Here is a 13,684-nt window from a genome sequence, read left to right as displayed (position 1 = left end):
GGGTGGCGCGACTGCGGAAATCTACATTTATTAGAACTCGCTTGTCGCTGTGACTTAACATGCCGGCGCGACGGCAGTGCGACGCTGCACCCGCTTCACTCGGGCCTTGGACCGCCGTTTGCCGAGTAGCCTATTCCGCTCTTTCAGAACTCGCCCAAGTGCCTCGGCGAGTAAAGGGGGGACTGCATTTCCTACCTGGGAATAGCGAGGCGTCTCTAACTTGCGCCTGTGGCCTCCGGTTGTATATTTCCCCTGGAACTCAAACCAATCAGGGAACGACTGAAGGCGGGCGCTTTCGCGGACTGTCAGAATTCTCGGTTCGACGTAGTGCAATATGTCGTCGGGAAGGGTTGTGACTGTCGGAGACGGAAGCGAGGGGTGCAGCATTGTCCGGCTATGCTTGGTCATTCCAAGAGCTTCGCGTTCCGTGTCCGAAACCTTCTTTCCGGGTCGGCATGTGCGCTGAAAGAGCTGGAAGGCGGCGATCGTATCGGGCTTGTGGTTCGGTAGGCGCCTGCTGTTTGGTGCGAGGTTGCCCATGCCTTTGCGCATGAGTGCCTGATAGGGAGACGGCTTCGCAGGCGGTTCATACACAGCTTCAAAGAAGCCGGGCTTACTAGTATCGGTATGCGGCACTAATTCTTTGCCCTCAACCGCCAAATCCGAGATCGCTTCCGCGGTTCCTACAAATCGGTCGACAGGCAGTCGTTTAAGTTCCCGAAACGTGGAGGAATATTTTGTTAGCGATTCAACGAGGTCGACCGGGCGGCGTGCAAGCGTCGATAACTCGCAAATCATTAAGAAACGAAATCGGTTTTGCGGAACTCCAAATGTCGCACAGTTCACAAGCCCTTTTGAGACGCGATAGCCGAGCTGTTCCAGTCGCCTCGCAACATATGCCGCATACGACTCGTCGTTAGGTTTTCGCTTTTTTTTGGTGGAATCAACGAAGCTTATATCGAATCCAGACACATTTTCGATAACGAGGAATTTTGGCTTAACTAGCCCGACCAAAGCTAAATATTGCTCGGTGAGTTTGTTGCGCGGATCCTTCGGGTTCCTCCTCCCAGCGGTCGAGAAGCCCTGACATGGGGGGCCGCCGACAATGAGGTCGACGCTGCCTTGCAAGCGATGAACTTGCTCGGCGTAGGTTGACAACAGCTCCTCAATTGCCATCGCTTGCTTTGGCAGCCATCGCGGCCAGTCGAAATGTGACTTTTTCCCGCCGACAAGGTTGTGCTCGAGGGTGGAGAAGGCCTGTGGGTTTTTTTCGACAGCAAAGATTCCGCGCCAGCCAGCGTTAGCGAGCCCGAGTGAGAGCCCGCCGCACCCGGCGAATACATCGAGAAAGCGAAAGGGTTTGTTTCTTTTCACGGCAGATGTGAGGTCCGTTTGACCGACGAGATTCTGCCATGCTTCGCCGTTGATGGCCAGGCCGCCGTGACGCTCGTTAGTGGCCAGAGTCAACGGGTGCGGGAGGGCCCCAGAAAGGCGACGATGTTCTCACGAACAGTGGACAAATTTGCAAGCTGGCATTCCCAAATGATCAGGACGTCCCAGCCGATCGCATGAAGTTCCTCAACGACGGATAGATCGCGCGTCACATTGCGTACGAGCTTTGTTTTCCAGTATTCACCGGCGGGCTCGCGGGCGAGGTGACATTCCTTGACCGACCAGAAGTGTCCGTGCCAGAAGCATCCGTGGACGAATATTACCTTTTTTCTCCCAGGGAAGATGAGGTCAGGTCGTCCCGGAAGTTTAGGGCGCGTAAGCCGGTACCTATACCCAAGCGAAAAGACGAGGCTGCGTACAAGTAGCTCCGGTCTCGTGCCGGAGCTCTTAATAGAGCGCATTATCTTTGATCGGAGTATCTGCGAGATTTTGTCTGTCATTCTGTGAAAGACAAACAGTAACTATTATTTCTCGTTAAACGACGGTGGGTCATTGCCGAATAGGGTGTTGCGTTTTCCAAAGTATTCGGCCATTTTGAATTAGGGGGCATATCGCGCCTATTCCGACGGCCGTTGATGATCCGGCCCGATAAGTCACCTCGCGATGAGATGTCGACGATAGACGGTAGCATGGCCGGGAGATGTATGTCGAATCGCCAAATGCCATCCGTCGAGAACGCATTTCAGGGGAGGGCCTTCGCCCTATCGGGCAACTACAATCTCAGTAAGTGGGCTGCTCAAGCTAGTGATCCGGCCTTTATCAGCGATAGTTTGATTGGGGTAACGATGGGGGTAACAGCCGTAGATATGGCCTAATATACCTATAAATTACAGGTGGTTAAGTCATCAGCTTGATGGACCTCCGCCCAACGGAATCCGAAGGGCTCGGTCGCAAGACCGGGCCCTTTTTGTTTTCCAGCATGCCGCGCACAACGCAGGCGCCTCATACCTTGCTTTCGACGCGACCCGTTCCTATTCGGCCGCGTCGCGATCGTGTGCCGGCCCGGCCGCCCCGTGCCTTGTCGCGTGGTAATGCCGTCGTGCCTTCGCGACGTTTCCGCAGGTTGCCATGTCGCACCACTTGCGGCGCCCCGTCTTCGAGCTGTCGATGAACAGCCACGCGCAATTCGGCCCCGCGCACATCCGGAGCCGACCATCCGGTATCGCTTGGAGCAGCTTCACCGCGTCGAGCGCAATCCGATCGGTGGGCAGGTGCAGGTCCGTGCCGCCGCGCGTATCCGGCGCGTCGTGGAATTCCACTCGTCCGGCCGCCGTCGCGACGAGGCGCTGCCCGCTCACCGCGCGCCGCCACACGTGCTCCAGCGTGGTGAGATCCGCCGTGCCCGGCGATGCGCGGTGCGCCAGCGCATCGAAAATGCCGAACAACGCTTCACGCAAGCGCCTGGCATCGCGCAGCGCACGGTCGGCCGCCGCGGGCGCTTCGGCCGCGCGGGCCGCGAGCGGCTTCAGGTCGAGCGCCGGCAGCAAGCCCGACGACGCCAGCCACGCGAGATACGCGGAATAATCGGGCAGCCAGTCGCGCGGCGTCTCGTCACGGCCGGTCATCGTGTTGACGAAGTCGAGAACGAAGTGACCGCCGATGAAATCGCGAGCCTCGAACGTGTGCGCTTCCATAACCGGTGAAATCGTTGACATGGGTTAAATCGATGCTAACCTTTGATGACCTTTTGACAGGTTATCACGCATGATGACCACAATTGCGCGAGGAGAAGTCATGACGGTGCCGACCGCTTCGTCCGACCTGCAGGCTGAACGTTCGTCAACCGGTGTCGCTCGACCGATCGAACTCATCGCCGCGCCGAGCAGCCTCGGCCTCAAGCCGAACGGCGCCGGACGAGAGCCCGACACGTGGCGCGGCCCGGACGCGCTGCTCGCTACCGGGCTCGCCGCACGTCTGAGCGCGCGCGTTTCGTGGCTCCAGCATCCCGCCTATGCGTTCGAGCCGCAACCCGGCACCCGCATCCGTAACGGCGAGTCGATCCGCGCGTTCTCGCTCGAACTTGCCGCGCACGTCGCCGGCGCGCTCGACCGGCACGCCTTTCCGATCGTGCTCGGCGGCGACTGCAGCATCCTGCTCGGATGCCTGCTGGGAAACCGGCACGCAGGCGGCAGCGGGCTTGTCCATGTAGCGACTTCTTCCATCCGGGCAACTACGACACGTCGACGCGGCTCGGCTCCGCGGCGGGGATGGACCTCGCGCTGGCGACCGGCCGAGGAGAGCCGCTGCTGACGTGCTGGCCGGATCTGGACGGCCCGCTGGTCGACGATCGCGACGCATGCCAGGTCGGCGAGCGCGACGCCGAATCCGCCGCGTTCGAGGCCGCCTACGGCGATATCGTCCGGACCGCGATCACGCGCACGACGATCCAGCAGTTGCTGGCGCGCGGGCCTGCCGCCGTTGCTCGCGAACTCGTCGACTGGCTGCGCATGCGCGCGCTTCGGCGGGTGTGGTTGCACGTCGATCTCGACGTGCTCGATCAGTCGCAGCTTCCGGCCGTGGATTCGCCCGGCTCGCCGGGGCTGGACTTCGACGGGCTCGATGCGTTGCTCGGGCCGCTCGTCGCATCCGGCCGCGTTGCGGGGATCGACTTCACGATCTACGACCCGGGGCTCGATCCGGCGCTCGCGCATGCGGACCGGATCGCGTGCAGCGTCGCACGGAGCGCGGCCGCGCTGCCGGGGGCGCGTAGCCGATAGCGCGGCCCGTCGTACGGGCGACGGCCGCCGCGACGCGAAGGCGAGCCTATTGGCGACGCCCGAAACTCGGCCGCTTCGGATCGTACGTCCAGCCGGGCACCAGATAACGCATCGCCATCGCATCGTCGCGCGCCGTGCCGCCGACTTCCCGATACAGCGCATGCGCGGCCTCGACCTGCGCCATGTCGAGCTCGATCCCGAGCCCCGGCCGCTCGGGCACGGCCACCCGGCCGCCGACGATCTCGAGCGGTTCGCGCGTGAGCCGCGCGTCGCCTTCCTGCCAGATCCAGTGCGTGTCGATCGCGGTGATCGTGCCGGGCGCCGCGGCGGCCGCGTGCGTGAACATCGCGAGCGACACGTCGAAGTGGTTGTTCGAGTGCGAACCCCACGTGAGTCCCCAGTCGCGGCACAGCTGCGCGAGCCGCACCGAGCCCTGCATCGTCCAGAAGTGCGGATCGGCGAGCGGGATGTCGACCGCCTGCAGCCGCACCGCGTGATCCATCTGACGCCAGTCGGTCGCGATCATGTTGGTCGCGGTCGGGATGCCGGTCGCCCGCCGGAACTCGGCCATCACCTCGCGGCCGGAGTAGCCGGCCTCCGGCCCGCACGGGTCCTCCGCATACGCGAGCAGATGGCCTTGCCCGCGGCACAGCGCGACCGCTTCGTCGAGCGACCACGCGCCGTTCGGGTCGAGCGTCGCGCGCGCGTCGGGAAAGCGCGCCTTGATCGCCGCGATCGCTTCCATCTCGTCCGCGCCGGCCATCACGCCGCCCTTCAGCTTGAAATCGACGAAGCCGTAGCGCTCGACCGCGGCCTCGGCCTGCTGCGCGATCGCGGCCGGCGTGAGCGCGGCTTCGTTGCGCAGACGGAACCACGGGTCCCGCGCCTGCGCTTCGTCGCGATACGGCAGGTCGGTGCGGCGCCGGTCGCCGATATAGAAGAGATAAGCGAGCATCGGCACCGCGTCGCGCTGCTGGCCTTCGCCGAGCAGGGCCGCCACCGGCACGTCGAGATGCTGGCCGAGCAGGTCGAGCAGCGCGGCCTCGATCGCGGTGATCACGTTGTCGAGCCGCAGGTTGATCTCGTGCGGCTGGCGCAGCACGGCCGCCTCGCCGGCCGACGTCACCTCGTGCCGGATCGTGCGCCCGGCACCCGCATCGCTGCCGGACAGCGCCGCGCGCACCGTGTTGAGCGTCGCCTGGTAACGGCCGATCGACTGGCCGGTCACGAGATCGGTCATCCGCTCGAGCGCATGGCGGATGCCTTCGCCGCCGGGCACTTCGCCGACGCCCGTGTGGCCGCTGCTGTCCTTGAGGATCACGAGGTTGCGCGTGAAATACGGCGCGTGCGCGCCGCACAGGTTCAGCAGCATGCTGTCGCGGCCGGCGACGGGGATCACCTGCATGCGCGTGACGCGCGGGGTGCCGGCACGGCGGGATTCGGACATCGGTTCGCTCCTGGTTCCGTTGATGCACGGGCTGCCGGACGCGCCGGCGCGGCCCGCGCCGTTCAGTTCAGCTCGACGCGGCGAATTTCGCCGACGACGAACAGGTAGCAGATCACGGCAACGAGCGCGTGCGCGACGACGTAGACGAGCGCGCCGTTGAACGAGCCGCTGCGGTCGACGATATAGCCGATCGCGATCGGCGTCGTGATGCTGGAAAGGTTGCCGCAGGTGTTGAGCAGCGCGCCGCTCAGGCCGGCGATCTGGCGCGGCGCGGTGTCGGCGTTGACGGCCCAGCCGAGCGCGCCGAGCCCCTTGCCGAAGAACGACAGCGCCATGAACAGCACGACCAGCACGTGCGAATCGGTGTAGTTGCAGACGATCATCGACATCGACAGCAGCATGCCGATCACGATCGGCACCTTGCGCGCGACCGACAGCGATTGGCCCTGCTTGAGCAGCGCGTCGGACACGATGCCGCCGAGAATCCCGCCGAGGAACCCGCACACGGCGGGGATCGACGCGACGAGCCCCGCGTTGAGGATCGACATCCCGCGCGCCTGCACGAGATAGACGGGAAACCACGTGATGAAGAAGTAGGTGAGCGCGTTGATGCAGTACTGCGCGACGTACACGCCGACGAGCATCCGGTTCCTCAGCAGCGCCTTCACGTGACGCAGCGACGGGCCGCCGTCGCGCGCGCCGGTCGCCTGGTCGATGTTGACGAGCGCACCGCCTTCGGCGAGGTAGTCGAGCTCCGCGCGGTTGATGCGCGGGTGCGCCTTCGGGTCGTACATCGTGCGGTTCCACACCAGCACGAACGCGAAGCCGAGCACGCCCATCACCGCGAACACCGACTGCCAGCCGAACGCGTGCACGAGCCAGCCCATCAGCGGTGCGAACACGACGGTCGCCGCGTACTGCGCGGCATTGAAGATCGCCGACGCGGTGCCGCGCTCCGAGGCCGGGAACCAGGTGGACACGATCCGGCTGTTGGCCGGGAACGACGGCGCCTCGGCCGCGCCGACGAGGAAGCGCAGCGCGAACAGCAGCGCGAATGCGGCCGCCCCGCCGAAGAAGCCGATGCCGCCCTGCAGCAGCGTGAACAGCGACCAGAAGAAGATGCTGAACGCATAGACGATGCGCGACCCGAAGCGGTCGAGCAGCCAGCCGCCCGGCAGTTGCGCGATGACGTACGACCAGCCGAATGCCGAGAAGATGAAGCCCATCTGCACGTGGCTCAGGTGCATCGCGCGGGCGAGTGCCGGGCCCGCGATCGCGATCGCCGCGCGATCCGCGTAGTTGATCGTCGTGACCGCGAACAGCACGGTCAGCACGAGCCAGCGCACGCGGGTGCGCCGGGCCGTTGCCGACGCGGACGCCGGCAATGCGTGAAGCGGATTCATGACTGTCTCCTCCGAAGAGCGGAAGGTGCCGTCGTGCGGCTGCGCGTCGGGTGCGCGCGTTTTTTCGTGGTGAGGTTGCCGGCCGGAGGCCGGACGCCGATGCCCCGGGACGGGGCGTCCGGATCATTCTGTCATGGCGAAAATTGCACTTTCATGCCAATTACTGACTTGATCGATTCAGGATTTGAATCGATCGGTCGCGTCGAGATATCAAATTTTTACCCGGGTGATATTGACATTCAATTTATACCCGGATAAAAATAGCGCCATTCTGATTGCTGCCCACGGGCGACCACGATGACACTTTCCGCGCTTTTCCCTTCCTACTCGGCGTTCGACGGCCACCGCCGCATCGCGTCCGGCCCCCTCGCGGCTGTGGCGGTCGCGGTCCGGCAGGCGTCCGGCGACACGATGTCCGGCACGATCGTGATCTTCGACGACGCGACCGGCCGCGCGATCGACCTCGACCTGCGCGGCACGGCGGACGATATCCGCGGGCGTTACACGGCGGCACCAGCCGATGCGCCGGCGCCAGCCGGCGAGCCGGCTGGCGCCGGCGAACAACGCGGCCGCGGCCGCCCGAAGCTCGGTGTCGTGTCGCGCGAGGTCACGTTGCTGCCGCGTCACTGGGACTGGCTCGCCGCGCAGCCGGGCGGCGCGTCGGTCGCGCTGCGCAAGCTCGTCGAGGACGCGCGGCGCACGCATGCGGCGGCCGACCGGCGTCGCGGCGCGCAGGCGCGTGCGTACCACTTCATGTCGGCGATCGCGGGCGACCTGCCCGGTTTCGAGGAGGCCGCGCGTGCGCTGTATGCGAACGACCTTGCGCGGATGGCCGAGCTGATCGCCGGCTGGCCGGACGACGTGCGCGACCACGCGCTCGCGCTGGCGCGCGGCGATCTGCCGCCGTCGTCCGAAGACTGCTGACGGAGCGCCGAGGCGATGACCGTATTCGACCTGAATCACGGTGCTATCGCGCCGGTCGCCGACGAGGTCGATCTGGTCGACCTGCGCGTGACCGGCACGATCCCGCCCGAACTCGACGGCACGCTGCTGCGCAACGGCCCGAATCCGCCGGGCGGCCGTTTCGACGGGAACGACGTGCTGTCGTGGTGGCCGGAAGCGGCGATGCTGCACGCGATCGCGTTCGAAAACGGCCGCGCGGCCGGCTACCGGAACCGCTGGGCGCGCACGCGGCGCTGGGCCGCCGTGCATGCCCCCGCGCAGGCGCCGCACCTGTCCGACACGAATCCGAACGTGAACGTGCTGCTGCATGCGGGCGAATTGCTCGCGCTGGCCGAAGGCGGCGCGCCGCTTGCGATCACCGCCGCGCTCGACACGCTCGGTGCGCCCGCGCGGCACGCGGCGTTCGGCGGCGCGATGAGCGCGCATCCGAAGGTCGATCCGGTGACGGGCGAACTGATCCTGTTTCGCGCGGACTGGCGCGAACCGTGGCTACGCTACGGCGTCGCGGACGCGCAGGGCGTGCAGCGCGTCGACCTTGCCGTCGAGGTGCGCGCACCGTCGATGATGCACGACCTCGCGATCACCGAAACCCGCAGCCTGCTGCTCGACCTGAACGTCGGCTACGACTTCGCGATGCTGAAGCAGGGGCACCGGATGCCGCTGCGCTGGCACGACGACCGCGACGCGCGGATCGGCGTGATCCCGCGCCACGGCGGCGACGTGCGCTGGTTCGGCATCGAGCCGTGCTTCATCCAGCACGTCGTGAACGCGTACGACTGCGACGCGTCGTGCATCGTGCTCGATGTGGTCCGCTATCCGTGGTTCCTGCGGCTCGACGCGCGCACCGGCCGCTTTGCCGACAACCCGGTCGGCGAGCTGTGGCGCTACGTGATCGACACCGCGAACGGGCTGGTCGACGAAGGGCCGCTCGCCGACGGCGGCATCGAGCTGCCGCGCATCAACGAAAGCCGGACGGGGCGCGGCTACCGCTACCTGTATGCGGCCGAGCAGCCGAACAATGCGGAAATGCGCGGCGTGATGCGCTTCGACCACGTGCGCGGCACGACGACGCGCTACGCGGTGCCGGCCGGCGACCAGAACGGCGAGCCGGTGTTCGTGCCGCGCCCGGGCGGCAGCGACGAGGACGACGGCTGGCTGCTGGTGGTGGTCTACCGCGCGGTGACGGATACGAGCGACGTCGTGATCCTCGATGCGCGCGCGATCGATGCGGCGCCGGTCGCGACGGTGCACCTGCCGCGTCGCGTGCCGGCCGGGTTCCACGGCGCGTGGGTGCCGCGCGCACGTTGAGCGGCCGCGCGCGTCACCGCGCGCGCAGCGCGTCGACGATGTTCAGCCGCGCGGCGCGCATCGCCGGCAGGAACCCGCCGACGAGCCCCATCAACAGCGAGAACAGCAGCGTCTTCACGACGATCGCGGGCGTCAGCACGAAGCGGAACGACAGGTCGGAGAAGGTCTGGAAGTTGGTCGTCGAGAACGACGCGAACTCCATCAGCGACGCGCACGCGAGCCCCGCGACGCCGCCGGCGAAGCCCAGCAGCAGCGCCTCCAGCAGGAACGCAGCGAGCACGTTCATGCGCTTGAAGCCGAGCGCGCGCAGCGTGCCGATCTCGGCGGTGCGGTTCGAGACCGACGCATACATCGTGATCATCGCGCCGATCATCGCGGCGATCGAGAAGATCGTCGACAGCGTGATGCCGAGGATGTTGATGAAGGTCGACAGCGCCTTCGACTGGTCGCCGTAAAACGTCTGCTCGCGTTTCGCTTCGTCGGTCAGGCGCGGGTCGACGTCGATGTCGGCCTTGAAGCGTGCGAAGCCGTCGGCGCTCGGGATGCGCAGCACCATCGACGAGTAGCTGGAGCGCCGGAACGACTGCATCAGCTGGTCGACGTCGCCCCAGATCTCCGAATCGAAGCCGCTGCCGCCGGCGTCGAACACGCCGACGACGGTCCAGTCGCGCTGCGCGAAACGCAGGCGGTCGCCGAGCTGCGTGCCGCTGAAGCCTTTCGCGATCGCGCTGCCGACGACGATTTCCGACGAGCCCGGCGCGAACGTGCGGCCGGCCACGCGCTTCACGCGCGGCCGCAGCGCGAGGCCGGCCGGCGACACGCCGCGAATCACGACGTTCGACGGCTTGCCGGTCGACGTCTTCACGAGCGAGATCAGCACGACGGCTTCCTTCGACACCCGCGGCCGGCCGTCGGGGCCGAGCGCGACGGCCGGATGCATCTCGAGCGCGTTGGCCTGCTGGTGGTCGATCGAACTCTGGATCTCGGTTTCGGCGCCCTTGCGGATCACCACGACGTTGTCCGGTTCGCCGGTCGACACGAGCGTCTTCGTGAGCCCCGCATCGAGCATCTGCACCGTCGCGAACACGAAGATCACGAGCGCCATGCCGCCCGCGGTGAGCGCGGTGGTGAGCCGCCGGGTCCACAGGTTGCGCGCGATGTAGGTCAGCGGAATCGCCATGCGCCTACCCGATCGCCCGCAGGCCTTCGACCACGCGCACGCGCGCGGCCTGCCACGCCGGCACGAGCGCGGCCGCGAGGCCGACCGCGCCCGAGCACGCGGCCTGCAGCGCCATCGTCCCGGCCGACACCTTGAACACCGGGAAGATCCCGCCGGCGGCCTGCTTGAACAGGACCGCGGCCGGCGGCGTCGCGAGTATCCCGAGCGCGCCGCCGACCACCGCGATCACGACCGATTCGCCGAACACGATCAGCGCGAGAAAGCCCGGGCCGAAGCCGAGCGCCTTCAGCGTCGCGTATTCGGCGGTGCGTTCGCGCGCGCTCATCGCCATCGCGTTCGCCATCACGGCCATGATGATCAGGATCACCACGTACGACACGACGCGGATCGCCGCGATGATCTGGTTCGACATCGCGACGAAGCCGAGCTGGAACGCCTGCTCGGTCTCGGTCAGCGTTTCGGCGAGCGAGTTCCTGAACACCGCGTCGACGTTGCGCGCGATTGCGGCGCCGTCGTCCGGATTCGCGACGCCGAGCACGAACACGCCGACCTGGTCGGCCTGTTTCGGCGTGCGCTTGCGCACCGTCTCGTTCAGGTAGTCCCAGTGGAACACCAGCTGGCGCGTGATCGTCGAGTCGTCCCGGCCGTCGAGAATGCCGCGCACGACGAAATCCCACGTGCCCGGATAGATCGTGCCCTTCAGCGGAATCACGTCGCCGATCCGGAAGCCGAACTGGGTCGCGAGCTGCCGCCCGACGAGGCAGCCGCGGCGGTCGCGGTCGTAGTCGGCGCGCTGCTGCGCCGGGAGGATGAATTCGGGATACAGGTCGAGGTAGTTCTCCGACACCGCGAAGCTCGCGAAGAAGTTCTTCGGGTCGCGGTACACGCCGCCGAACCAGTTCGAGCGGACCACGGCCGTCACGCCGTCGACGCCGCGGATCCGGTTCTCGTAGCTGACCGGCAGCGGGAACACGAGCGAGATCGCGTTGCGGGTGACGAGCCGGCCGCTGGACGCGGCGGCCGCGCCCGCGTACCACGCGTCGACGACGGTGTGCAGCAGCCCGAACGCCAGCACCGCGATGGTCAGCCCGAGCACGGTCAGCAGCGTGCGCAGCCGGTGCCGCAGCGCATTGCGCGCGATCAGCTTCAGCACGATCATCTTGCGCGCTCCCGTCCGTCAGACGGCGTGCCCATCGATCAGCTCCCCTTTTTCCAGATGCACGAGCGCGCGCGCGGCGGCGGCCGCGTGCGCATCGTGGGTCACCATGATGATCGTCTTGCCGAGCTCGGCGTTCATTCGCTGCAGCATCGCCAGCACGTCGCTGGCCGACGCGCGGTCGAGGTCGCCGGTCGGCTCGTCGGCGACGATCAGCACCGGATCGGTGATCAACGCGCGCGCGATCGCGACGCGCTGCTGCTGGCCGCCCGACAGCTCGGACGGGTAATGGCTGGTCCGGTCGCCGAGGTTCACCATGTCGAGCACCAGTTCGACGCGCTCGCGCCGTTCGCGGCGCGACAGGGGCGTGAGCATCAGCGGCAGCTCGACGTTCTCGAACGCGGTGAGCACGGGCATCAGGTTGTAGAACTGGAAGATGAAGCCGACGTTCGCCGCGCGCCATTCGGCCAGTTGCGCTTCCTCGAGCCGCGTGATGTCGAGGCCGCCCACGCGCAGTTCGCCGCTGTCGGGCCGGTCGATGCCGGCGACGAGATTGAGCAGCGTGCTCTTGCCGGAACCCGACGGCCCCATCAGCGCGATGAAGTCGCCTTGGCCGATGTCGAGCGTGATGTCGGTCAGCACCGGCACGACCTGGTTGCCGCGCCGGTACGACTTCGCGACGTGGCTGATCTCGACGAGGGGCGGCGAGGCGTCGTTCACGCGCGCCACGCTATTTCTTCGCGACGGTCACTTTCGCGCCGTCCTTCAGCTTCGCGCCCGGCGCGAGCACGACCATGTCGCCGGGCTTCACGCCGCGGATCGCGACGAGTTCGCCGATCCGCGTGCCGGTCGTCACCGCCGCCGCATGCACGGTGTCGTCCTTCACGACGAACACGACCGGCCGGCCGTCGCGCTCGACCACCGCGCTCGCCTGCACGGCCGTCACCGGCTGCCGGTCCTGCGGCGACGCGGGCTTCGACAGGAACGCGATCTTCGCGCTCATGTCGGGCAGCACGCGCTCGTCGCGGTCGACGAAGCGCACCTTCACGAGCACCGTCGCCTTCGAGCGGTCGACGGTCGGCACGATGCGCGACACGCGGCCCGCGAAGCGCATGTCGGGCAGCGCGTCGAGCTGGATCTCGCACGGCTGCTCCGCCCGGATCTTCGCGATGTTCGATTCGGCGACATCGGCCTCGACCTCGAGCGTGTCCATGTCGGCGATCGTCACGACCGCGCCCTTGCTGTCCGACGCGGACGAGAACGGCGTGATGTTGTCGCCGACGTTCGCATGCTTCGCGAGCACGATCCCGTCGAACGGCGCACGGATCACCGTCTGGTCGACCGCGACCCGCGCGGCCTGCGCGTTCGCTTCGGCGGATGCGATCGCGGCCTGGTCGCTGTTGACCGACGCGCGCGCCTTGTTCACGCGCGCCGTATCGGTGTCGAGCAGCGCGGCCGGCACCGCGCCCTTCGGCGCGAGCACCGTGGTGCGGCGCAGCGCGATCTCGGCGTCCTTCAGTTCCGCCTGCGCGACGCCGAGGTTTGCGCGGGAGACCTTCACCTGGGCGAGCGCCTGCGCCAGCGACGCCTCGACGTCGCGGCTTTCGAGCCGCGCGATGATCTCGTCCTTCTTCACGCGCGTGCCTTCGAGCACGCCGAGCCATTCGACGCGCCCCTGGCCCTTCGACGCGACCGCGGCCTTGCGCTGCGGCACGACGTAGCCGGTTGCATTGAGCAGGGTGTCGTTCTGGTACGGGTAGGCCGACGTGACGGAAGCCGTGTCGACCGTCGGCCGGCCGGTGAGCGCGAGCGCGGCGACGATCGCGACGATGACGAGCGCGGCGGCCACCGCATAGCGGACCCACCGGCGCCGGCGTGGTACCGGCGCGATCGGACGCCGCTCGATTTTCAGTTTGTCCAGATTGTGTTCGGGCAATTTGAGTGCCTCGAGACGGCGGCGGTCTGGCGACCGCCCGCGCTCCGGTTTCCGGGGAAAGGGACGGATGGATGACCAGTATAGCGTCGCGGGGCAGCGCGCGAGAGCCGGTTTGCCGCGCC

The 13,684-nt window shown here is 66.9% G+C and carries 13 protein-coding genes; 4 read left to right on the top strand and 9 right to left on the bottom strand.

Annotated features, from left to right (window positions below; genetic code table 11):
- Positions 1-54: 54 nt before the first annotated feature.
- The 3 genes from DIE22_RS26265 to DIE22_RS26255 form a co-directional block, all read right to left on the bottom strand.
- Positions 55-1,467, bottom strand: coding sequence for a DNA cytosine methyltransferase (locus tag DIE22_RS26265; protein WP_260426774.1), 1,413 nt, complete (start codon positions 1,465-1,467; stop codon positions 55-57).
- Complete coding sequence (locus DIE22_RS26260) at positions 1,464-1,892, bottom strand: very short patch repair endonuclease (RefSeq protein WP_124606439.1); 429 nt, start codon at positions 1,890-1,892, stop codon at positions 1,464-1,466. The genes DIE22_RS26265 and DIE22_RS26260 overlap by 4 nt, the downstream gene beginning before the upstream one ends.
- A gap of 531 nt (positions 1,893-2,423) precedes the next feature.
- Positions 2,424-3,107: a CGNR zinc finger domain-containing protein gene (locus DIE22_RS26255; RefSeq protein WP_260426773.1), complete on the bottom strand. Its 684-nt coding sequence runs from the start codon at positions 3,105-3,107 to the stop codon at positions 2,424-2,426.
- Positions 3,108-3,186: 79 nt separating this feature from the next.
- Here DIE22_RS26255 and DIE22_RS38955 point away from each other — a divergent pair, with 79 nt between their 5' ends.
- Entirely contained in the window at positions 3,187-3,702 is a 516-nt protein-coding gene (locus DIE22_RS38955; RefSeq protein WP_260426772.1) for a hypothetical protein, read from the top strand.
- The gene (locus DIE22_RS38950) at positions 3,660-4,169 is read left to right on the top strand and encodes an arginase family protein (RefSeq protein WP_260426771.1); all 510 of its coding nucleotides are present in this window, start codon (positions 3,660-3,662) and stop codon (positions 4,167-4,169) included. The genes DIE22_RS38955 and DIE22_RS38950 overlap by 43 nt, the downstream gene beginning before the upstream one ends.
- A gap of 46 nt (positions 4,170-4,215) precedes the next feature.
- Here the strand turns inward: DIE22_RS38950 and DIE22_RS26245 are convergent, their stop codons facing one another.
- On the bottom strand, positions 4,216-5,616 hold the full coding sequence (locus DIE22_RS26245; RefSeq protein WP_124500344.1) for an enolase C-terminal domain-like protein: 1,401 nt from the start codon (positions 5,614-5,616) through the stop codon (positions 4,216-4,218).
- A gap of 62 nt (positions 5,617-5,678) precedes the next feature.
- Positions 5,679-7,019: an MFS transporter gene (locus DIE22_RS26240; protein WP_124500345.1), complete on the bottom strand. Its 1,341-nt coding sequence runs from the start codon at positions 7,017-7,019 to the stop codon at positions 5,679-5,681.
- 297 nt (positions 7,020-7,316) lie between these two features.
- On the opposite strand from DIE22_RS26240, the gene DIE22_RS26235 reads away from it, so the two are divergent.
- Together DIE22_RS26235 and DIE22_RS26230 are read left to right on the top strand one after the other, a co-directional pair.
- A complete protein-coding gene (locus DIE22_RS26235) occupies positions 7,317-7,943 on the top strand; it encodes a DUF2239 family protein (RefSeq protein WP_124606438.1) in 627 nt (208 codons plus the stop codon).
- Between the two features lie 15 nt (positions 7,944-7,958).
- The gene (locus tag DIE22_RS26230) at positions 7,959-9,290 is read left to right on the top strand and encodes a carotenoid oxygenase family protein (protein ID WP_124500347.1); all 1,332 of its coding nucleotides are present in this window, start codon (positions 7,959-7,961) and stop codon (positions 9,288-9,290) included.
- Between the two features lie 13 nt (positions 9,291-9,303).
- Here DIE22_RS26230 and DIE22_RS26225 read toward each other — a convergent pair whose 3' ends face one another.
- From DIE22_RS26225 to DIE22_RS26210, 4 genes are read right to left on the bottom strand one after another with little or no spacing between them, the layout of a single operon-like run.
- The gene (locus DIE22_RS26225; RefSeq protein WP_124500348.1) at positions 9,304-10,470 is read right to left on the bottom strand and encodes an ABC transporter permease; all 1,167 of its coding nucleotides are present in this window, start codon (positions 10,468-10,470) and stop codon (positions 9,304-9,306) included.
- Positions 10,471-10,474: 4 nt separating this feature from the next.
- On the bottom strand, positions 10,475-11,629 hold the full coding sequence (locus DIE22_RS26220) for an ABC transporter permease (protein WP_124500349.1): 1,155 nt from the start codon (positions 11,627-11,629) through the stop codon (positions 10,475-10,477).
- A gap of 18 nt (positions 11,630-11,647) precedes the next feature.
- The gene (locus DIE22_RS26215; RefSeq protein WP_124500350.1) at positions 11,648-12,346 is read right to left on the bottom strand and encodes an ABC transporter ATP-binding protein; all 699 of its coding nucleotides are present in this window, start codon (positions 12,344-12,346) and stop codon (positions 11,648-11,650) included.
- Positions 12,347-12,356: 10 nt separating this feature from the next.
- Positions 12,357-13,562, bottom strand: a complete 1,206-nt coding sequence (locus tag DIE22_RS26210; protein WP_124606437.1) for an efflux RND transporter periplasmic adaptor subunit — start codon at positions 13,560-13,562, stop codon at positions 12,357-12,359.
- Between the last annotated feature and the right edge of the window lie 122 nt (positions 13,563-13,684).

Source organism: Burkholderia sp. Bp9142 (assembly GCF_003853415.1).
Taxonomy (GTDB): Bacteria; Pseudomonadota; Gammaproteobacteria; order Burkholderiales; family Burkholderiaceae; genus Burkholderia.
The sequence above is the reverse complement of the archived record's forward strand: the minus strand, read 5'-3'. Positions and strand labels throughout refer to the sequence as shown.

Bases quoted from the DNA above. Each gene is read 5' to 3' on its own strand.
- DIE22_RS26220 (WP_124500349.1), bottom strand. From the start codon at position 11,629: ATGATCGTGCTGAAGCTGATCGCGCGCAATGCGCTGCGGCACCGGCTG.
- DIE22_RS26225 (WP_124500348.1), bottom strand. From the start codon at position 10,470: ATGGCGATTCCGCTGACCTACATCGCGCGCAACCTGTGGACCCGGCGG.
- DIE22_RS38950 (WP_260426771.1), top strand. From the start codon at position 3,660: ATGGACCTCGCGCTGGCGACCGGCCGAGGAGAGCCGCTGCTGACGTGC.
- DIE22_RS26260 (WP_124606439.1), bottom strand. From the start codon at position 1,892: ATGACAGACAAAATCTCGCAGATACTCCGATCAAAGATAATGCGCTCT.
- DIE22_RS26255 (WP_260426773.1), bottom strand. From the start codon at position 3,107: ATGTCAACGATTTCACCGGTTATGGAAGCGCACACGTTCGAGGCTCGC.
- DIE22_RS38955 (WP_260426772.1), top strand. From the start codon at position 3,187: ATGACGGTGCCGACCGCTTCGTCCGACCTGCAGGCTGAACGTTCGTCA.
- DIE22_RS26235 (WP_124606438.1), top strand. From the start codon at position 7,317: ATGACACTTTCCGCGCTTTTCCCTTCCTACTCGGCGTTCGACGGCCAC.
- DIE22_RS26245 (WP_124500344.1), bottom strand. From the start codon at position 5,616: ATGTCCGAATCCCGCCGTGCCGGCACCCCGCGCGTCACGCGCATGCAG.
- DIE22_RS26240 (WP_124500345.1), bottom strand. From the start codon at position 7,019: ATGAATCCGCTTCACGCATTGCCGGCGTCCGCGTCGGCAACGGCCCGG.
- DIE22_RS26230 (WP_124500347.1), top strand. From the start codon at position 7,959: ATGACCGTATTCGACCTGAATCACGGTGCTATCGCGCCGGTCGCCGAC.